The organism is Pseudomonas sp. GM49, assembly GCF_000282355.1.
GTDB lineage: Bacteria > Pseudomonadota > Gammaproteobacteria > Pseudomonadales > Pseudomonadaceae > Aquipseudomonas.
Genome location: NZ_AKJL01000057.1, coordinates 17,295 through 37,519, shown reverse-complemented (window position 1 = coordinate 37,519; position 20,225 = coordinate 17,295). Strand labels below are relative to the sequence as shown.

18 protein-coding genes are annotated in these 20,225 nt (G+C 61.1%); 14 read left to right on the top strand and 4 right to left on the bottom strand.

Features of this window, described 5'->3' with window-relative positions; all coding sequences use genetic code 11:
- The 3 genes from PMI29_RS23805 to rsgA all read right to left on the bottom strand — a co-directional run.
- Positions 1 to 907 (bottom strand): caspase family protein (locus PMI29_RS23805; protein WP_007995043.1); only part of this gene is annotated, 907 nt, incomplete at its 3' end.
- 2 nt (positions 908 to 909) lie between these two features.
- Positions 910 to 1,317 (bottom strand): TIR domain-containing protein, encoded by a 408-nt coding sequence (locus PMI29_RS23810; protein WP_007995042.1) that lies wholly within the window; start codon positions 1,315 to 1,317, stop codon positions 910 to 912.
- A gap of 199 nt (positions 1,318 to 1,516) precedes the next feature.
- Positions 1,517 to 2,548 (bottom strand): small ribosomal subunit biogenesis GTPase RsgA, encoded by a 1,032-nt coding sequence (rsgA, locus tag PMI29_RS23815; protein ID WP_007995038.1) that lies wholly within the window; start codon positions 2,546 to 2,548, stop codon positions 1,517 to 1,519.
- A gap of 107 nt (positions 2,549 to 2,655) precedes the next feature.
- Here rsgA and orn point away from each other — a divergent pair, with 107 nt between their 5' ends.
- On the top strand, positions 2,656 to 3,198 hold the full coding sequence (gene orn / locus PMI29_RS23820; RefSeq protein WP_007995036.1) for an oligoribonuclease: 543 nt from the start codon (positions 2,656 to 2,658) through the stop codon (positions 3,196 to 3,198).
- 199 nt (positions 3,199 to 3,397) lie between these two features.
- Complete coding sequence (locus tag PMI29_RS23825) at positions 3,398 to 4,009, top strand: trimeric intracellular cation channel family protein (protein ID WP_007995034.1); 612 nt, start codon at positions 3,398 to 3,400, stop codon at positions 4,007 to 4,009.
- Here the strand turns inward: PMI29_RS23825 and queG are convergent.
- Complete coding sequence (gene queG, locus PMI29_RS23830; protein ID WP_007995031.1) at positions 3,991 to 5,070, bottom strand: tRNA epoxyqueuosine(34) reductase QueG; 1,080 nt, start codon at positions 5,068 to 5,070, stop codon at positions 3,991 to 3,993. The genes PMI29_RS23825 and queG overlap by 19 nt on opposite strands.
- A gap of 63 nt (positions 5,071 to 5,133) precedes the next feature.
- Between queG and PMI29_RS23835 the strand changes: the two genes are divergently transcribed.
- The 12 genes from PMI29_RS23835 to PMI29_RS23890 all read left to right on the top strand — a co-directional run bounded on the left by PMI29_RS23835 (position 5,134) and on the right by PMI29_RS23890 (position 20,138).
- On the top strand, positions 5,134 to 6,633 hold the full coding sequence (locus tag PMI29_RS23835) for a bifunctional ADP-dependent NAD(P)H-hydrate dehydratase/NAD(P)H-hydrate epimerase (protein WP_007995029.1): 1,500 nt from the start codon (positions 5,134 to 5,136) through the stop codon (positions 6,631 to 6,633).
- Positions 6,621 to 7,091, top strand: a complete 471-nt coding sequence (gene tsaE / locus PMI29_RS23840) for a tRNA (adenosine(37)-N6)-threonylcarbamoyltransferase complex ATPase subunit type 1 TsaE (RefSeq protein WP_007995027.1) — start codon at positions 6,621 to 6,623, stop codon at positions 7,089 to 7,091. Before PMI29_RS23835 ends, tsaE begins: the two co-directional genes overlap by 13 nt.
- The gene (locus PMI29_RS23845) at positions 7,092 to 8,522 is read left to right on the top strand and encodes an N-acetylmuramoyl-L-alanine amidase (protein WP_007995025.1); all 1,431 of its coding nucleotides are present in this window, start codon (positions 7,092 to 7,094) and stop codon (positions 8,520 to 8,522) included. It begins immediately after the preceding gene.
- Positions 8,519 to 10,429 (top strand): DNA mismatch repair endonuclease MutL, encoded by a 1,911-nt coding sequence (gene mutL / locus PMI29_RS23850; RefSeq protein ID WP_007995023.1) that lies wholly within the window; start codon positions 8,519 to 8,521, stop codon positions 10,427 to 10,429. Before PMI29_RS23845 ends, mutL begins: the two co-directional genes overlap by 4 nt.
- Positions 10,429 to 11,400 carry a tRNA (adenosine(37)-N6)-dimethylallyltransferase MiaA gene (gene miaA, locus PMI29_RS23855; protein WP_007995021.1) on the top strand — a complete coding sequence of 324 codons (972 nt, stop codon included), beginning with the start codon at positions 10,429 to 10,431 and terminating at the stop codon, positions 11,398 to 11,400. The genes mutL and miaA overlap by 1 nt, the downstream gene beginning before the upstream one ends.
- Positions 11,401 to 11,493: 93 nt before the next feature.
- Positions 11,494 to 11,754: an RNA chaperone Hfq gene (gene hfq / locus PMI29_RS23860; protein WP_003221112.1), complete on the top strand. Its 261-nt coding sequence runs from the start codon at positions 11,494 to 11,496 to the stop codon at positions 11,752 to 11,754.
- 12 nt (positions 11,755 to 11,766) lie between these two features.
- Complete coding sequence (gene hflX, locus PMI29_RS23865; protein WP_007995019.1) at positions 11,767 to 13,068, top strand: ribosome rescue GTPase HflX; 1,302 nt, start codon at positions 11,767 to 11,769, stop codon at positions 13,066 to 13,068.
- 96 nt (positions 13,069 to 13,164) lie between these two features.
- The gene (gene hflK / locus PMI29_RS23870) at positions 13,165 to 14,340 is read left to right on the top strand and encodes an FtsH protease activity modulator HflK (RefSeq protein WP_007995017.1); all 1,176 of its coding nucleotides are present in this window, start codon (positions 13,165 to 13,167) and stop codon (positions 14,338 to 14,340) included.
- Positions 14,340 to 15,209 carry a protease modulator HflC gene (gene hflC / locus PMI29_RS23875; RefSeq protein WP_007995015.1) on the top strand — a complete coding sequence of 290 codons (870 nt, stop codon included), beginning with the start codon at positions 14,340 to 14,342 and terminating at the stop codon, positions 15,207 to 15,209. The genes hflK and hflC overlap by 1 nt, the downstream gene beginning before the upstream one ends.
- Positions 15,210 to 15,519: 310 nt before the next feature.
- Entirely contained in the window at positions 15,520 to 16,707 is a 1,188-nt protein-coding gene (locus PMI29_RS23880; protein ID WP_007983998.1) for an ATP phosphoribosyltransferase regulatory subunit, read from the top strand.
- 54 nt (positions 16,708 to 16,761) lie between these two features.
- Complete coding sequence (locus PMI29_RS23885; protein ID WP_007984000.1) at positions 16,762 to 18,054, top strand: adenylosuccinate synthase; 1,293 nt, start codon at positions 16,762 to 16,764, stop codon at positions 18,052 to 18,054.
- Positions 18,055 to 18,203: 149 nt separating this feature from the next.
- A complete protein-coding gene (locus tag PMI29_RS23890; RefSeq protein WP_033052067.1) occupies positions 18,204 to 20,138 on the top strand; it encodes a methyl-accepting chemotaxis protein in 1,935 nt (644 codons plus the stop codon).
- Positions 20,139 to 20,225 lie beyond the last annotated feature (87 nt).

Genomic DNA, 20,225 nt, shown 5'->3' with positions numbered 1-20,225 from the left:
GGCGCCAGCCGGTGGAGTGGATGGCGGCGTAGTACATATGCTCGGCGTCCACCGGTTCGATGAGGCTGTGACGGTTGCACTTTTGCAACTGGGCGAAGACGTCGCCGTGCTCCGGGTTGAATTCAGGCTCGGTGGGCTCAAAGCTGGGGGCGAGGGGGTACACCGACTCGGCTTCGGCAAACCATTCGGGGAGTTTGCGCAGGATTTCCTTGGGGATCAGCGGCGACACTTCGCGCAGGGAAATGAACTGCGACACGTTGGTCTTGAACACCGGGCGCTGTTCCCAGGCATCGAGGGCGTTGTCGACAAACGAATAGAGGCTGCCGGGTGTGATCTTGCCCAGGATGTTCGCTGCTCCGCCGTGCAGGGCCTGGAGCAAAAGTCCGGTGAACACGCCGTGTTGCACGCCTTCCATCGCCGGCTCTTCCTTTTTGCAGGCAGTCAGAATGGTCATGCCTTCGCCGACCACGCTGCCCTCACTGCGCAAGGCGCGCAGTTCGCCGGCCGAGCCGCTCTGGCAACAATCGAGAATGATCACTTTGTTTTTGATCTTCGTGGCCTTGCTCGCCCAGTTGAGAATGTCGCTGAGGCGAATCCCGTCCTTGGCGCTCTTGTAATCCTGCGGGATCAACATGCCTTCGTCGGTGTCGGTGTCGAAGCTGCCGTGGCCGGCGAAATACAGCAGCGCGACATTGCAGTCTCCGGCAAACAGCTCGCGGATCTGGTCTTCGAGCTTTTCCCGGCTCAGGTAGTCCTCGGCGGAGGTCAGCACGATGTTCTTGAAGTTCGGATCGCCATTGGCGTCGGTCTTCAGCACGGATGCCATGGCCATGGCGTCATTGCTGCAACCGCTCAGGCGCGATACATGGGTGTAATCGTTGATGCCGATAAACAGTCCCTTGCGCATGGTTACACCGCCGTATGCTGGCGAATCGCATCGATGATGCTGTTGGTGTTCCACGCACATTCGGCATGTGCCGCGTCACGTACCACCGTGGAAATCCGCTCGGCACCGAACGGCTTGATCGCAATGATCACCTTGCCCATGCGCTTGGCGATCTCGATTTCCTTGTTGATCCACTTGCTGTAGGTGGAGTACATCCCGGCCATGATCAACACCGCCGAACACGGGCGAATCTTGTTTTCGATGGCCTCCTCAAGTTGTTTGTCGGTTTTCGCGCCGACAATAGGGTTGTCCGGTGGCACCGAAAAATTCTTGTAGGTAAAACCGGGCTTGGCGTTGAGCAGGCGCACGAGATTGTCGTGGGCGTCGGGGTAGTTCCACGAGTGGCTGATGAACAGATGGTAGGTTTGCATGGGTGTCCCTCGATGTCGCTGGAGTGCGAAGAGGGTTTGAACTTAGGCGATTGCAGGGCGGCCACAAGGGCTGGGTGCGGAAAGAGAAATGCCCTACAAGCGCGCGTGCGGGCGTCTTACAGAAAGGTCTGATGTTTGAGTGGGGGGAAGATCCGGCCGCCGACCGCCCCGCTGAAGGCCGGGCGGTCGGAACATCTGTTTAGTAGCCGTTTTCCGGCAGGCTGGCGATGATCGAGCGGTAGCTGTTCATCCGTTGTTGCTGCACGCGGCCGTCTTCAAGGGCCTTGAGGAGGGCGCAACCGGGTTCGCGGTCATGCTTGCAGTCGCGGAAGCGGCAGGTGCCAAGCAGGTCGTTGAACTCGATGAAGCCGGCTTCGACGTCGGCGCGGCTGACGTGGCCCAGGCCGAATTCGCGGATACCCGGGGAGTCGATCAACTCACCGCCGCCGGGGAAGTGGAACAAACGCGCGGTGGTGGTGGTGTGAGTACCCTGGCCAGACAGCTCGGACAGCGGGCCGACGCGGGCTTCGACATCCGGCAGCAGACTGTTGACCAATGACGACTTGCCGACACCGGACTGGCCGACGAACACGCTGATGCGTCCGTCCAGCTGCGTCTGCAACTGCTCCATACCATTACCGTGATGCGCCGACACTTCCAGCACCGGGTAGCCGAGGGTGCGGTATACGGAGAGCAAGGCATTCAGCGCTGGCGCGTTGTTTTCATCGATCAGGTCGAACTTGTTCAGCAGCAGCAGCGGCTTGATGCCCGCATGCTCGGCCGCCACCAGATAACGGTCGATCAGGTTGGCGTGGGGCTCGGGCAGCGGTGCAAACACGATGACGATCATGTCGACGTTGGCCGCCACAGGCTTGAGCTGACCACGGCTGTCCGGGCGGCACAGCTCGGTGTTGCGCGGCAGTTGCGCTACGATCACACCGATGCCCTGGTTGCCGGCGCGCCACACCACCTGATCGCCGGTCACCAGCGCCGGCAGGTTGGCACGCAGGTGGCAACGGAACACCTGGCCGGCCAGTTCGCCGTCGCGGGCTTCGACCTCGACCTGCACTCCGAAGTGCGCGATCACCAGACCGTGCTGTTCCGGGCCCAGATCGCCGCCCTCGAGTGCCTCGACAGCCGAGGACTCGCGTTTGGCGGCGCGGGCAGCGCGTTCGCCCTGAATCTTTTCGATGCGCCAGTTTTGGCGGCGATTGAGTTGGCGTTTGGCCATGGGTGTTCCGTATCAAGAATGCAGCGATTAGGTAAAACGGCCGCGAGTTTAGCACGCCCGGCCACCGGCCTAGGCTAAACTGCGCAGCATTGCCTAGGAGCCGACACATGCAAAACCCGCAGAACCTGATCTGGATCGACCTGGAAATGACCGGTCTGAACCCTGATACCGACGTCATTATCGAAATGGCCACCATCGTCACCGACAGCGACCTGAACACCCTGGCCGAAGGCCCGGTGATCGCCATTCACCACAGTGACGAAATCCTCGCCGGCATGGACGAGTGGAATACCCGTCAACACGGCGGCTCCGGGCTGACCCAGCGGGTTCGCGACAGCCGCATCAGCATGGCCGAAGCCGAAGCCGAAACCATCGCATTCCTGGAGAAGTGGGTGCCGAAGGGCAAGTCGCCGATCTGCGGCAACAGCATCTGCCAGGATCGTCGCTTCCTTTATACCCACATGAAATCCCTGGAAAGCTATTTCCACTACCGCAACCTCGATGTGTCCACGCTCAAAGAGCTGGCTGCGCGCTGGGCACCGGACGTGCGTGACAGCTTCAAGAAGGGCAGCACCCATCTGGCGCTGGACGACATCCGCGAATCGATCGCTGAACTGCAGCACTACCGCAAGCATTTCATCAAGTTCTGATTCAGGGTCGTCCGTTCCGGCCCCATCGCGAGCAAGCTCGCTCCCACAGTGTCGGCGCTGTACCTGTGAGAGCGAGCTTGCTCCGGGCGGCGTTCCGACGATGGCGTAGGCACAGTCGCCACCAGTGGTCGGGTCGCGCCCTCTTTTGGTGCCTGGGTGAACTGAGTAGACTGCGCGCCTTTCTGCAAGGACCGCCACCATGTTGCTGATGCTCTACCTGATCGCCATCACCACCGAAGCCATGACCGGTGCCCTGTCTGCCGGGCGTCGCGGCATGGACTGGTTCGGTGTGGTGCTGATCGCTTGTGTCACGGCGCTGGGTGGCGGTTCGGTGCGCGATGTGCTGCTCGGGCATTACCCGCTGACGTGGGTCAAACACCCGGAATACCTGGTGCTGACCACGGCGGCCGCCATGATTACCGTGTTCACGGCGCGCTGGATGCGGCATTTGCGCTCACTGTTCCTGGTGCTCGACGCCATGGGTCTGGTGGCTTTCACCCTGATCGGCTGCATCACCGCCCTGGAAATGGGGCATGGCATGTTGGTGGCATCGGTCAGCGGCGTGATCACCGGCGTTTTCGGCGGCATCCTGCGGGACATTTTCTGCAACGATATTCCGCTGATCTTCCGGCGTGAGCTCTATGCCAGCGTGTCGTTTGCGGCGGCGTGGTGCTACATGCTCTGCATCTATCTGCAATTACCCGATGAACAATCTATTCTGATCACCCTGTTCGGTGGTTTTCTGATGCGCTTGCTGGCGATCCGTTTTCATTGGGAAATGCCCAAGTTCGTCTATAACGACGAAGCCTGACGTTCGGCATGTTGCCGCAACGCCCACTCGACATGTTCACGTACCAGCGCCGACGGGTGCTCCCGTCGCGCCTTCAGCGCTTCCAGCACTGGAATCGTTGAAGGCGCATTCCCCAAACCTACCGCCAGGTTGCGCAACCAGTTTTCATAGCCCGTCCGGCGCAAGGGCGAGCCTTCGGTGCTGCTCAGGAACTTCTCCTCATCCCACATGAACAGTTCCGCCAGTTCGGCGTTGTCCAGGTTGTGCCGTGGCTTGAAGTCGCTTTCGCCGGACGGGCGGGCGAAGCGGTTCCAGGGGCAGACAATCTGACAATCATCGCAACCGAACACCCGATTGCCGATCAGCGGCCGCAACTCTTCGGGGATGGCGCCTTTGAGTTCGATGGTCAGGTAGGAAATGCAGCGCCGCGCATCCAGCACATAGGGGCCGACGAAGGCGTTGGTCGGACAGATGTCGAGGCAGGCGCTGCACCGCCCGCAGTGTTCAGTGGCGTGGGGCGGGTCTACCGGCAGCGGCAAGTCAACGAACAGTTCGGCGAGGAAGAAATAACTGCCTGCCTTGCGATTCAAAACCAGAGTGTTTTTGCCGATCCAGCCCAGACCAGCCTGTTCGGCGATGGCTTTTTCAAGCACGGGGGCACTGTCGACAAAGGCGCGGAAGCCGAACGGTCCGATCTCGGCCTGAATTTTTTCCGCCAGTTGTTGCACACGCTTGCGGATCAGCTTGTGGTAATCACGGCCCAGGGCATAACGCGAAACGTAGGCTTTTTCCGGTTGGGCGAGCATTTTTGCCATCTGCGTGTCGCCGGACAGGTAATCCATGCGCAGCGAAACCACGCGCAAAGTGCCCGGCACCAGTTCTTCCGGATGCGAGCGCTTGCTGCCATGGGCGCCCATGTAGTCCATTTCGCCGTGGTAGCCGGCGGCGAGCCAGCGCTCCAGGTGCTGCTCATGCTCGGCCAGGTCGAGGCCGCTGATGCCGACTTGTTGAAAGCCCAGCTCGCGGCCCCAGTCCTTGATGGATTGGGCGAGGGCAGGCAGGTCTGTGGTAATAGCGGGCATGAGGCGAGAGAAACCGGAGCTGAGGTGCGTATAATTCTGCCAGACATCGGAGCCCGAAGACGCATGCCGCACACTAAAGATGAATTACCCGACGCGCTGTACAGCGCCGCCCAGGTGCGAGCACTCGACGCGAGCCTGATTGCCGCTGGCACAGCGGGCTTCGAACTGATGCAGCGCGCGGCGCGGGCAACGTGGCGCGCGCTCGTCCGCCAATGGCCGACGGCGAGCGAATTGAGCGTGCTGGCCGGTCATGGCAACAATGCCGGGGACGGTTATCTGGTGGCGGCGCTGGCCAGGCGTGCCGGTTGGGCAGTGCGGGTACTGGCGGTGGGGGATCCTCAACGCCTGCTGGGCGATGCGGCGTTGGCCCATGCCGAGGCGGTGTCTGAAAAAGTGGTCATCGAGCCCTGGACCGCACAATCCGGATTGCGCGGTATTGTGCTGGATGCTTTGCTTGGCACCGGCTTGAGCGGCGACGTGCGCGAGCCGTATGCCAGTGCCATCGCCGCGATCAACACCAGCGGGTTGCCGGTTGCGGCGGTGGATATCCCTTCGGGGCTGTGCGCCGATACCGGCCGTGTGCTTGGCTGCGCAGTGTGTGCCGACCTGACGGTGACGTTCATCGGGTTGAAGCTGGGGTTGCTCACCGGTGAGGCGGCGGATGGGGTCGGCGAATTGGTATTCAATGACTTGCACGCCGATCCGCAGCTGATTGGCGGCGCAGCTTTCTCCGCTCGTCGTCTAACTGCTGCAAACCTGCCGCGCCCAGCGCCCCGGCCCCCGACCTCCCATAAAGGCCGATTCGGCCATGTGCTGCTGATCGGCGGTGATCGCGGTTTCGGTGGTGCAATCCTGCTGAGCGCACAAAGTGCGCTGCGCAGCGGGGCGGGCATGGTGTCGGTGGCGACCCGCAGCGAACACGTTTGCGCCGCGCTGGCGCGGATCCCCGAGGCGATGGTGCTGGGCACTTCGTCGGCCAATCAGTTGATGGGTTTGCTTCAAAAAGTTTCAGTGTTGGTTGTCGGTCCGGGGCTGGGCCAGGCTGGCTGGGGGCGCAGCTTGTTGTCGGCCGCCGCCAACGCGCCGCTGCCGCAAGTCTGGGACGCCGATGCACTGAATATGTTGGCCGAGGAACGTGTGAGTTTGCCCAAGAATTGTGTGCTCACGCCTCATCCGGGCGAAGCTGCGCGGTTACTCGGAATGAGCACGGCCCAGGTTCAAGCCGATCGACCGGCTGCGGCCCATGCATTGAGCAAAAAATATGCAGCGGTCGTCGTTCTGAAAGGTGCCGGCAGCCTGATCGCCCATCCCGATGGGCGTCTGGCGCTGTGTCATCAAGGGCACCCGGCGATGGCCTCTGCCGGTTTGGGCGATGTGCTGGCCGGTTTGGTCGGCGCGCTGCTGGCCCAGGGTATGGAGGCATTCGACGCGGCCTGCCTGGCGGTCTGGCTGCACGCAAATGCCGGTGAACAACAAGGAAAATTGGGCCGTGGGCTGGCGGCCAGTGATCTTATTCCAGCCATTCGTCAGTTGTTGGAGGAGCAAGCCCCGTGTCTGAAGTAACCCTGTACCTGGCCGATGAGCAGGCCATGAGCGACTTTGGCGCACGCATTGCCCGAATCACCCAAGGCCATGGCCTGATCTTCCTTGAGGGCAACCTGGGGATGGGCAAAACCACGTTGTCCCGAGGCATCATCCGTGGTCTGGGGCATGTCGGGGCGGTAAAAAGTCCGACCTTCACCTTGGTCGAGCCCTACGAGATCGGCGACATTCGCGCTTTCCATTTCGACCTGTATCGCCTGGTCGACCCGGAAGAGCTGGAATTCCTCGGCATCCGCGACTACTTCGAAGACGACGCCCTGTGCCTGATCGAGTGGTCCGAAAAAGGTGCAGGCTTTTTGCCAAAGCCCGACCTGACCATTACCATTAGCCCGCAAGACAGCGGACGTTCGCTGAAAATTTTATCCCAGGGTTCGCGTGGCGAGTCCTGGTGTGCCGCTTTGGCATTGGAATCCATATAGATGATGGGGTTAGGTATGCGCTTTCGCGCGTTGGTGGCTGCCGTAGGGGTGTTGTTTCTGGCGGTGACCGTCGACGCTGTGGCCGATACGAAGGTCAACAGTGTTCGTCTGTGGCGGGCACCGGACAACACGCGGCTGGTGTTTGACCTGACCGGCCCGGTGCAACACAGCGTCTTTACCCTCACGGCTCCGGATCGCCTAGTCATCGACATCAATGGCGCGACCCTCGGTGCGCCGCTCAACGTCAATACCTCGAACACCCCGATTACCGCCATGCGCTCGGCCCAACGCACGCCGACCGACCTGCGGGTGGTCATCGACCTGAAAAAGGCCGTGACGCCAAAAAGCTTCTCCCTGGCGCCGAACGCCCAGTACGGCAACCGGTTGGTGGTCGATCTGTTCGATAACGCCGCAGATGCCGCTCCACCTCCAGCGCCTGCACCCTCGGTCGCCACGGTGCCCGCCGTACCGGTAACGCCTGCGGAACCTGCAATCAAGCTGCCACCGGCCCCGGCCGGCAAGCGCGACATCGTTGTGGTGATCGACGCCGGACACGGCGGCGAAGACCCGGGTGCATCGGGTTCTCGCGGTCAGCGTGAGAAAGACGTGGTGTTGCAGATCGCCCGCGAAACGCAGCGTCAGATCAGCGGCATGAAAGGCTTCCGCGCCGAACTGACCCGTACCGGCGACTATTTCATTCCGTTGCGCGGCCGTACCGAAATCGCCCGCAAGAAAGGCGCCGACCTGTTCGTCTCGATCCACGCCGACGCCGCACCTTCTGCCGCTGCTTTCGGTGCTTCGGTATTTGCCCTGTCCGATCGTGGCGCAACCTCGGAGACGGCCCGCTGGCTGGCCGACAGCGAAAACCGTTCCGACCTGATCGGTGGTGCCGGCAACGTCAGCCTCGATGACAAGGACCGCATGCTCGCCGGCGTGTTGCTCGACCTGTCGATGACAGCATCCCTGACGTCCAGCCTGAACGTTGGCCAGAAGGTGCTGAGCAACATTGGCCGGGTTACGCCGCTGCACAAGCAGCGGGTCGAGCAGGCCGGGTTCATGGTGCTGAAGTCGCCGGATATTCCGTCGATCCTGGTGGAAACCGGGTTCATCTCCAACGCCAACGAAGCCTCGAAACTCGCGGCATCGAACCACCAGCAAGCGTTGGCGCGTTCGATCAGCAGCGGTGTGCGCCAGTTCTTCCAGCAGAACCCGCCGCCGGGCACTTACATTGCCTGGCTGCGTGACTCCGGCAAGATTGTGCAAGGTCCACGTGACCATCGCGTCAACCCGGGCGAGACCCTGGCGATGATCGCCGTGCGTTATCAGGTGTCGCCAGCCACCCTGCGCAGCGCCAACAACCTGTCGAGCGATGAGCTCAAGATCGGTCAGCACCTGACTATTCCGGGCACTGAACTGGCGGCCAAAGAATGAATCAGGTCCTGAACAATGGCGCACGAATCGAGCTGCTCAGCCCGCGACTGGCGAACCAGATTGCCGCGGGTGAGGTGGTTGAACGCCCGGCTTCGGTGATCAAGGAATTGCTGGAAAACAGCCTCGACTCTGGTGCCAGACGCATCGATGTCGATGTGGAGCAGGGCGGCGTCAAGTTGCTGCGGGTACGTGACGATGGCAGCGGCATTTCCGCCGATGACCTGCCGCTGGCCCTGGCCCGTCACGCCACCAGCAAGATCCGCAACCTGGAGGACCTTGAACAGGTCATGAGCCTGGGGTTTCGCGGTGAAGCCCTGGCATCGATCAGCTCCGTCGCGCGCCTGACCCTGACCTCCCGCACCCGCGACGCCGATCAGGCCTGGCAGGTCGAGACCGAGGGCCGGGACATGGCGCCCCGTGTGCAGCCTGCGGCCCACCCGGTGGGCACTTCGGTTGAAGTACGCGACCTGTTCTTCAACACGCCGGCGCGGCGCAAGTTTCTCAAGACTGAAAAAACCGAATTCGATCACCTGCAAGAAGTGATCAGGCGTCTGGCCCTGGCGCGCTTCGATGTGGCGTTCCATCTGCGCCATAACGGCAAGACCATCCTCAGCCTGCACGAGGCCCACGACGATGCGGCCCGTGCCCGGCGCGTGGCGGCGATCTGCGGGCCGGGCTTCCTGGAGCAGGCACTGCCGATCGAAATCGAGCGCAATGGCCTGCATCTATGGGGCTGGGTCGGCTTGCCGACCTTCAATCGTAGCCAGGCGGATTTGCAGTATTTCTTCGTCAATGGCCGTGCCGTGCGCGACAAGCTGGTGGCCCACGCGGTGCGCCAGGCCTATCGCGATGTACTGTTCAACGGTCGGCACCCGACCTTCGTACTGTTTTTCGAGGTCGATCCGACCGGCGTCGACGTCAACGTGCACCCGACCAAGCACGAAGTGCGTTTCCGTGAAGGGCGCATGGTTCACGATTTCCTCTACGGCACCTTGCACCGCGCCTTGGGCGATGTGCGCCCCGACGATCATCTGGCGGCGCCGGTTGCCACGGCCATCGTCCGGCCTACCGGCCTCGAAGCCGGTGAATTCGGCCCTCAGGGCGAAATGCGCCTGGCCGCCAATGCGCTGCTGGAACAGCCTCAGGCTCAGCCGTCGTTCAATACGCCGGCAGGTTCGGGAGCTGGCGCGGGTTATCAGTATCAATACACGCCGCGTCCGCAGTCCGGCGTTCCTGTCGCCGAAGCGCAGGCCGCCTACCGCGAGTTTTTTGCGCCGCTACCCGAGGCCAATGCCGTCGCGCTACCGGCCGGGCAGGACGACATCCCGCCGCTCGGTTATGCGCTGGCGCAACTCAAGGGCATCTATATTCTTTCGGAGAACGCCCAGGGTCTGGTGCTGGTGGACATGCATGCCGCCCACGAGCGGATCATGTATGAGCGTCTGAAGGTAGCGATGGCCAGCGAGGGCCTGAGTGGCCAGCCGTTGCTGGTGCCGGAGTCCCTGGCCGTCAGTCAGCGTGAAGCCGATTGCGCCGAGGAGCATGTCGCCTGGTTCCAGCGCCTGGGCTTTGAATTGCAGCGCCTGGGCCCGGAAACCCTGGCGATCCGGCAGATTCCGGCACTGCTCAAGCAGGCCGAGGCCAACCGGCTGGTCGCCGACGTCCTGGCTGATCTGATGGAGTTCGGCACCAGCGACCGCATTCAGGCGCACCTGAACGAATTGCTCGGAACCATGGCCTGCCACGGCGCGGTTCGTGCGAATCGGCGTTTGGCCCTGCCGGAAATGAACGCTCTGCTGCGTGACATGGAAAACACCGAGCGCAGCGGTCAATGCAACCATGGCCGACCGACCTGGACCCAACTGGGCCTGGATGATCTGGACAAACTGTTCTTGCGCGGTCGTTGATGAGCCAGTTCCCACCTGCAATTTTCCTGATGGGCCCGACCGCCGCCGGCAAGACCGACCTGGCCATCGAGCTCACCAAAGTCCTGCCTTGCGAGTTGATCAGCGTCGATTCGGCGCTGGTCTACCGTGGCATGGACATCGGCACCGCCAAGCCTTCCAAAGAGCTGCTGGCGCAATATCCGCATCGTCTGATCGATATTCTTGACCCGGCCGAGAGCTATTCGGCTGCGGATTTCCGCCGTGACGCCCTGGAGGCCATGGCCGATATCACCGCACGCGGAAAAATACCGCTGCTGGTGGGCGGCACCATGCTCTATTACAAGGCTTTGGTTGAAGGTCTGGCGGATATGCCGGCGGCCGATCCCGACGTCCGCGCGCAGATCGAAGAAGAGGCTGCACGCCTTGGCTGGCAAGCCTTGCACGAACAATTGGCAGTGATCGATCCGGAGTCTGCGGCGCGGATTCACCCGAACGATCCCCAGCGCCTCAGTCGAGCACTGGAAGTTTATCGTGTCAGTGGTCAAAGCATGACTGCCCTGCGTTTGCAACAATCTGTGCAAAGTACTGAAGCAGCCGCTTCGGGACGGCAACAATTGCCCTATACTGTCGCGAACTTGGCCATTGCCCCGGCAAATCGCCAGGTACTGCACGAGCGAATTAAACAAAGATTCACTTTAATGTTGGAACAGGGATTCATTGACGAGGTCGTAGCCCTGCGTAAAAGAGGTGACCTGCATGCCGGGTTGCCGTCTATACGTGCAGTAGGCTACCGCCAAGTCTGGGACTACCTGGATGGCAAGCTGACGTCAGCCGAGATGCAGGAGCGTGGAATCATTGCCACGCGCCAATTGGCGAAACGCCAGTTCACCTGGCTGCGCAGTTGGACTGACCTGCATTGGCTGGACAGTCTGGATTGCGACAATCTGCCGCGCGCCTTGAAATACCTGGGGACCATCTCCATATTGAGCTGAGTCCTTGCAATTGCCGTCTATCCTTGGGGGTGTGGCGGCCAAAGCCATCTGTTTACCTATTTTTTATATTGAATCCTTAAAGGAGTGCGGCACATGTCAAAAGGGCATTCGCTACAAGACCCTTACTTGAATACTTTGCGTAAAGAAAAAGTTGGGGTGTCCATCTACCTGGTCAACGGTATCAAACTGCAAGGCACGATCGAGTCTTTCGACCAATTCGTCATCCTGCTGAAAAACACCGTTAGCCAGATGGTCTACAAACACGCTATCTCTACAGTGGTGCCGGTTCGTCCAATTCGTCTGCCTAGCGCAACCGAATCCGATGCAGGTGACGCTGAGCCAGGTAACGCCTGATAGGAGTCTCCTTTGTTCTTTGAGCGCCACGGTGGTGGTGAACGAGCCATTCTCGTTCACTTGGATGGTCAGGACCCTGAGGCGCGCGAAGATCCGCAGGAGTTTCAGGAGTTGGCAATTTCGGCTGGCGCCGAGACCGTCGCGTTTTTCAGCGTGCCGCGTCATCGGCCAACCGCCAAAACCCTGATCAGCAGCGGCAAGGTCGAAGAATTGCGCGACCTGGTCCAGGCCGAGCAGGTCGATCTGGTGATTTTCAATCACATCCTCACGCCCAGTCAGGAACGTAACCTCGAACGTATTTTCGAGTGTCGCGTGATCGACCGCACGGGCTTGATTCTCGATATCTTCGCCCAACGCGCCCGCACCCATGAAGGCAAGCTCCAGGTCGAACTGGCCCAGCTTGAGCACATGAGTACGCGGCTGGTTCGCGGCTGGACTCACCTTGAACGGCAGAAAGGCGGTATCGGCCTGCGCGGTCCGGGTGAAACCCAGCTGGAAACCGACCGGCGCCTGTTGCGGGTTCGCCTGCGGCAGATCAAGGGACGCCTGGAAAAGGTCCGCAGCCAGCGTGAGCAATCGCGCCGTGGCCGCAAACGAGCGGACATTCCGACGGTTTCGCTGGTGGGTTACACCAACGCCGGCAAATCGACGCTGTTCAACTCGGTGACCGATTCCGATGTCTTCGCGGCCGACCAGTTGTTCGCCACCCTCGACCCGACCTTGCGTCGACTCGAGCTCGATGACCTCGGCCCGATCGTGCTGGCTGACACCGTGGGCTTCATTCGCCACTTGCCGCACAAGCTGGTCGAGGCTTTTCGGGCTACGCTCGAAGAGTCGAGCAACTCCGACCTGTTGTTGCACGTGATCGACTCCCATGAACCCGAGCGCATGGCCCAGATTGAACAGGTCATGGTGGTGCTCGGAGAGATCGGGGCTCAAGACTTGCCGATCCTGGAGGTCTATAACAAACTCGATTTGCTCGAGGGCGTGGAGCCGCAGATCCAGCGCGATGCCGATGGCAAACCGCAGCGGGTCTGGCTTTCGGCGAAAGATGGTACGGGTCTGGACCTGCTCAAGCAGGCCGTGGCCGAGCTGCTTGGCGATGAGTTGTTTGTTGGCACCTTGCGCTTGCCGAATCGATTTGCTCGACTGCGTGCGCAGTTTTTCGAACTCGGTGCTGTACAGAAAGAAGAGCATGACGACGAAGGCATCAGTTTACTGGCCGTTCGTTTGCCACGAGCCGAATTGAATCGGCTGGTGAGTCGCGAAGGTTTGCAACCGATGGAGTTCATCGAGCAACACACTTTGCAATAAAAGCCTGAGAAAGCGGTTGTGCCGTGGTGACAGGCATTCTGTAGCATTGGTCGGCGCGCCGTGGGTGCGTCTTTGCTTTATCAGATGGAGAGCGCTATGGCTTGGAATGAGCCGGGTGGCAACTCGAATAATCAGGATCCTTGGGGTGGCAAGCGTCGTAACAACGGCGACCGCAAGGGGCCACCGGATCTCGACGAGGCCTTCCGAAAGCTGCAGGAAAGCCTGAACGGTTTGTTCGGTGGCGGTAAGAAACGTGGTGGTGACGACGGCGGTGGTCCGGGCAAGAGTGGCGGCTTTGGCGGTTTGCTCGGTATCGGCCTTGTCGTGCTGGCCGCCGTATGGCTGTACAGCGCGGTTTATGTCGTCGACGAGCAGGAGCAAGCCGTGGTGCTGCGCTTCGGCAAGTACTACGAAACCGTGGGTCCGGGCCTGAATATCTACTTCCCGCCGATCGACAGGAAGTACTTGGAAAACGTAACGCGTGAGCGTGCCTATACCAAGCAGGGCCAGATGCTGACTGAAGACGAGAACATCGTCGAAGTGCCACTGACCGTGCAGTACAAGATCAGCAACCTGCAGGACTTCGTGCTGAGCGTCGATCAGCCGGAAATCAGCCTGCAGCACGCGACCGACAGCGCCTTGCGCCATGTGGTGGGTTCCACCGCAATGGACCAGGTGCTGACCGAAGGTCGTGAATTGATGGCCAGCGAGATCAAGGAGCGTCTGCAACGCTTCATGGACACCTATCGCACCGGTATCACCGTCACCCAGGTCAACGTACAGAGCGCAGCGGCACCGCGCGAAGTCCAGGAAGCCTTCGATGACGTGATCCGGGCCCGTGAAGACGAGCAGCGTTCGCGCAACCAGGCTGAAACCTATGCCAACGGCGTCGTGCCGGAAGCCCGTGGTCAGGCCCAGCGCATCCTTGAAGATGCCAATGGCTACCGTGACGAAACCGTCTCGCGCGCCAAGGGTGAGGCTGATCGCTTCACCAAGCTGGTCGCCGAGTACCGCAAGGCTCCTGAAGTCACCCGCCAGCGTCTGTACCTGGACACCATGCAGGAAGTCTTCAGCAACACCAGCAAGGTTCTCGTGACCGGCAACAAGAATGGCCAGAACAACCTGTTGTACCTGCCGCTGGACAAGATGGTCGAAAGTGGTCGCAGCACCAGCACTCCAATGACCGGTGCGACAGCCACCAGCAATGAAGCGAATGCACGTGCGGCAGCAGATCTGCAGCAACAGCAAGCACGTACCAGGGAGAGTCGCTGATGAGCAATAAATCGCTGATCGCCCTTATTGTCGGCGTCGTCGTGGCGATCGCTGCCTGGAACTGCTTCTACATCGTGGCTCAGACCGAGCGTGCGGTGTTGCTGCAGTTCGGTCGCGTGGTCCAGGCCGATGTTCAGCCAGGCCTGCATGTGAAAGTGCCTTACGTCAACCAGGTGCGCAAATTCGACGCACGCCTGATGACGCTGGATGCACCGACACAACGCTTCCTGACGCTGGAAAAGAAAGCAGTGATGGTCGATGCCTTCGCCAAGTGGCGCGTGAAGGACGCAGAGCGTTACTACACCGCGACTTCCGGCCTCAAGCAGATTGCCGACGAGCGTCTGTCCCGTCGTCTGGAATCGGGCCTGCGTGACCAGTTCGGTAAGCGCACCCTGCACGAAGTAGTGTCGGGTGAGCGTGATGCGCTGATGGCGGATATCACGGCTTCGCTGAACAAGATGGCTGAAAAGGAACTGGGCATCGAAGTTGTCGATGTTCGGGTCAAGACCATCGACCTGCCGAAAGAAGTGAACCGCAGCGTGTTCGAACGTATGAGCACCGAGCGTGAGCGTGAAGCTCGCGAGCACCGCGCCAAGGGTAACGAACTGGCCGAAGGCATCCGTGCCGACGCCGATCGTCAACGCCGCGTGCTGCTGGCTGAAGCCTATCGTGAATCCGAGGAGGTTCGCGGTGACGGTGATGCCCAGGCCGCTGCGATCTATTCCAAGGCCTACGGTCAGGATCAGGAGTTCTACGCGTTCTACCGTAGCCTGCGCGCCTACCGTGAAAGCTTCGCGAACAAATCCGACGTCATGGTCCTCGACCCAAGCAGTGACTTCTTCCACTACCTGGAAAAAGCCAAGCCTTGATACGACGTTGACCTGAATCCTCCCGCCGGGCGGCTAAAACCTCTGGCGGGGTGATCCTTTGGGAAAACGTGTGTATGATGCGGCAGCCGGGAAATTCCCGGCTTTTTTGCGTCTGCATGTTTGATTGCTGTTTTTAAGCAGATGCCGGGCCGATGGGCTCGACAGTTTTTCGAGGAAAGTGGTCAGCGAAGCCGGTAGAAGGGCTTTTCGCTCCGTCGCTCATGCGCGTGGTTTGTGCATGAGCCGATCATTTTCTGCTTCACTCAAGGATCGCCGACAGGCTGGTCGCCCGGATATAGGGGAAGGCGTAATGGCAACGGTAGACCGCTGGCTTCTGCCAGATGGCATCGAAGAAGTACTGCCACCGGAAGCGGCGCGTATTGAAGTCGCGCGTCGTCAGGTGTTGGATCTGTTCCAGAGCTGGGGTTACGAGTTTGTCGTGACTCCCCATATCGAGTACCTGGAATCCCTGCTGACCGGCGCAGGCCAGGACCTGGATTTGCGCACCTTCAAGGTCATCGACCCGCAATCGGGCCGGCAGATGGGTTTCCGTGCCGACATCACGCCGCAAGTGGCGCGCATCGATGCGCATACCCTGCGTCGCGAAGGTCCGAGCCGTCTGTGCTATGCCGGTAGCGTGCTGCACGCTCAGCCTCGCGCCTTGTCGTCCTCGCGCAGCCCGATTCAGCTGGGTGCGGAGTTGTACGGCGACGGCAGCCCAAGCAGCGACGTCGAAGTCATCAGCCTGATGCTCGCCATGCTGCAACTGGCCGATGTGCCGGATGTGCACATGGACCTCGGTCATGTCGGCATCTATCGTGGCCTGGCCCGCGCTGCCGGTTTGTCCGGTGAAGTCGAGCAGCAGTTGTTCGACGCATTGCAACGCAAGGCCATCGATGAGGTCATTACCTTGACCGAGGGCTTGCCTGCCGATCTGTCGGGCATGCTGCGCGCGTTGGTCGATCTGTGTGGCGGTCGTGAAGTGCTGGCTGCGGCCCGTGAGCGTTTGGCCAAGGCGCCGGCACAGGTGACGGCGGCGCTGGACGACTTGCTGGCGATTGCAGAGCGGCTGTCCGTGCGTTTCCCTGAGCTGCCGCTGTATTTCGACCTGGGCGAGCTGCGCGGTTACCACTACCACACGGGTGTGGTGTTCGCCGTGTTCGTGCCGGGTGTGGGCCAGTCGATTGCCCAGGGCGGTCGTTACGATGACATCGGCGCCGACTTCGGTCGCGCCCGTCCGGCTACCGGCTTCTCCACCGATTTGAAAACCCTGGTGACCCTGGGGCGTGCTGAGATCGAGCTACCGTCTGGCGGTATCTGGATGCCTGACAGTACGGATGCGGCACTCTGGCAGCAGGTTTGCCAGTTGCGCAGTGAGGGTCAGCGTGTCGTTCAGGCTTTGCCTGGACAACCTTTGGCCGCCGCCCGTGAAGCGGACTGCGACCGGCAATTGATTCAGCAGAACGGGCTTTGGCAAGTATCGCCACTGGCTTCTTGAGTTTTCCTGCCGGCTGCCGCCGGCACCAAGTTTGCGCGAATGAGGACAAGTGTTATGGGTAAGAATGTCGTAGTCCTGGGCACCCAGTGGGGTGATGAGGGCAAAGGCAAGATCGTAGATCTGCTGACCGAACATGCTGCCGCCGTAGTGCGTTACCAAGGTGGCCACAACGCTGGTCACACCCTGGTGATCGACGGTGAGAAGACCGTCTTGCACCTGATTCCGTCGGGCGTGCTGCGCGAAGGCGTGCAGTGCCTGATCGGCAACGGCGTGGTGGTTGCACCTGACGCCCTGATGCGGGAAATCGTCAAGCTGGAAGAGAAAGGCGTACCAGTGCGCGAGCGCCTGCGTATCAGCCCTTCCTGCCCGCTGATCCTGTCCTACCACGTAGCGCTGGACCAGGCCCGTGAAAAGGCCCGTGGCGAGCTGAAGATCGGCACCACCGGTCGCGGCATCGGCCCGGCGTACGAAGACAAGGTTGCACGTCGCGGCCTGCGCATCGGTGACCTGTTCCACCGCGAGCGTTTCGCCGCCAAGCTGGGCGAGTTGCTGGATTACCACAACTTCGTACTGGTCAATTACTACAAAGAGCCGGCCATCGACTTCCAGAAGACTCTGGACGAGTGCATGGAATACGCCGAGCTGCTCAAGCCAATGATGCTGGACGTCACCGCCGAGCTGCACAATCTGCGTCGCGCGGGCAAAGACATCATGTTCGAAGGCGCCCAGGGCTCCCTGCTGGACATCGACCACGGTACCTACCCGTACGTCACCAGCTCCAACACCACCGCTGGCGGTATCGCGACCGGTTCGGGTGTTGGCCCGATGTTCCTGGATTACATCCTCGGCATCACCAAGGCCTACACCACCCGTGTGGGTTCGGGTCCGTTCCCGACTGAGCTGTTCGACGATGTAGGTGCGTTCCTGGCCAAGCGTGGCCACGAGTTCGGCGCCACCACCGGCCGCGCCCGTCGTTGCGGCTGGTTCGATGCCGTCATCCTGCGTCGCGCCATCGACGTCAACAGCATCTCGGGCCTGTGCCTGACCAAGCTGGACGTACTGGACGGCCTGGAAACCATCAACATCTGCGTTGGCTACAAAAACGCTGACGGTGCAGTGATCGACGCACCGACCGACGCCGACAGCTACATCGGCCTGGAGCCGGTGTACGAAGAAATGCCGGGCTGGAGCGAGTCGACCCTGGGTGCCAAGACCCTGGAAGAACTGCCGCAGGCTGCGCGTAACTACATCAAGCGTGTCGAAGAGCTGGTCGGCGCGCCGATCGACATTATTTCGACGGGCCCGGATCGCAACGAAACCATCGTTCTGCGTCATCCGTTTGCTTGATAAGTCGTTGATGTAAAACACAAAGGCTCCTTAATCGGGGCCTTTGTCGTATTTGTCTGCAGGACGGCATGACCTTTGCTGTGAACATTAAAAAAGCATTGCTTCCGGCGTGCTATCAATTTAATGGCGCCAAAGCAGAGGGATTTCAGATGTCGGCCGTTCTCTCGTTGTTACAAAGCCGTTTGTTGCGGCCCGTGTTCGTTACCCTTGGTATCGCCCTTTTGGTGCAGGTGCTGGTGGCTGTTGCTCTGACCCGGAGCACGGTGACTGCGCTGGAAGCCGATCTGGGTCTGCGCCTGGGCGCGGACAGTCAAAAGCTTTCCGCTGAGCTTGAACAGGCAGGGCGTGAAGTCACGTCCAGTCTGGACAACCTTTCTGCCAGCACGCGTCAGCGCCTCACGGCCGGTTTGTCCTCGCGACTGGAGGAAGAGCAGGCGCAATTGCGTTCGACCCTGGAAAAGGACCTGAAGGACTCCGCCAGCGACATGGCGCAGCTTCTGGCTTCCGTCGCGCCTCGCGCCATGTGGGACAACGACGTTCCAACACTTTCCGAGTTCGCCCGCCGGGCCCAGCGCAATCCCAATGTGCTGTTCGTGGTGTATGACGACGCCGCCGGCCAACACCTGACGCGCTACCTCAATCGGGAAAACCCGATCAACAAGGCGCTGCTGGAAAAAGGCCAGGGCGAGCGGGCGCTCGACAAGGTGCTGGATGCGGCGAAGAGTGATCCTTCGGTGTTCTACGTCGAGGCCTCAATCAGTCCTAACGGCGTAGAAATCGGCAAGGTCCTGATGGGGGTCTCGACCGCGTCGGTGGAGACTGATCTCGCGGCTCTCGACAAGCGCTTCTCGGCCTTGATCGCCAGCAGCGATCAACTGGTCGGTGACAGCCTCAAAGGCGCGGCTGCCGACAGCGCAGCGGCGATGCGCGCGCGTCTGCAGTCCGCGCAGTCCACAGCGGCTGAAATGAAAGCCAACACCACCAGCACCGTACAGGAAGCCGCTGCAACATTGCGCTGGCGTATCGGCGCGTGTCTGGCAGTCGTGGGTTTTGGTGTCCTGCTGTTGTTGGCGGTGGTGCTTGGTCGCCGAGTGGTCAATCGCCTGAAAATGCTGATCGTTGCCATGGATGACCTGGCGGCAGGCGAGGGCGATCTGACCAAGCGAGTGCAGATCAACAGCAAGGATGAAATCGGCGACATGGCCTCGGCGGTCAATCGCTTTGTGGATAAGTTGCAGCCGATCGTGCGCGAGGCGGGCGATGTGGCTCAGCGTACCGGTGTGGAAATTGGCGCCATGACCTTGCGCAACGCCGGCGCGGACGCGGCGGCTGGCATGCAGCGCGACGAGGTGGCGGAGAGTTTGCGTGCGCTGTCGCAAATGGCTGATGAAGCCCAGTCGGAAAGCCATGCCATGCAGGCGGCGCTGAAGCAGGTCGTGGACATTCGTCAGGCCACCGATGAAAACACCCGGACCTCGGCGAAAGTCGGCAGCCTGATCGAGGAACTGGCGGGGCAGGTCAATACCGGCGCGCAAGTCATCGAGCGCCTGGCGCAACAAAGTGAGCAGATCGAAGTGGTGTTGACGGTGATTCATGGTATCGCCGAGCAGACCAACCTGCTGGCGCTGAACGCGGCTATTGAAGCGGCGCGTGCTGGCGAGACCGGGCGCGGGTTTGCGGTGGTGGCCGATGAGGTGCGGGCGCTGGCGAGCAAGACGCAGAGTTCCACCGGCGATATTCAGGCGCATATCGTGGCGTTGCAGCAAGGTGCGCGTGAGGCGGTGGCGGCGATTGGTCAGGCCGGGCGCCAGGCCAGTGAGGGTTTGTTGGTGCTGCGTGACAGTGCGCGGTTGCAGCAGTCGGTGCAGGCATCCGTCGAGCAGGTACATGCGGCAATCGGTCTGGCCACCCAGGCCGCGGCGCATCAGGCTCAGGGTGCGCAGGCGGTGCGGGGCCGGGTCCAGACCATTCATGCCCAGGCCGAGAGGGCGGCGCAAGCTGTCGTGGAGACCACGGCGAGCGGCAAGGTGCTCGATGGTCTGGCGGCGCAGTTGAAGGCGAGCCTGGGGCAGTTCAGGGCGTAATGCTTTGTCAGGGATGGCCTCATCGCGAGCAAGCTCGCTCCCACATTTGATCTCGGGCGGTCACAAAATTTGTGTCCGCCGATGCAC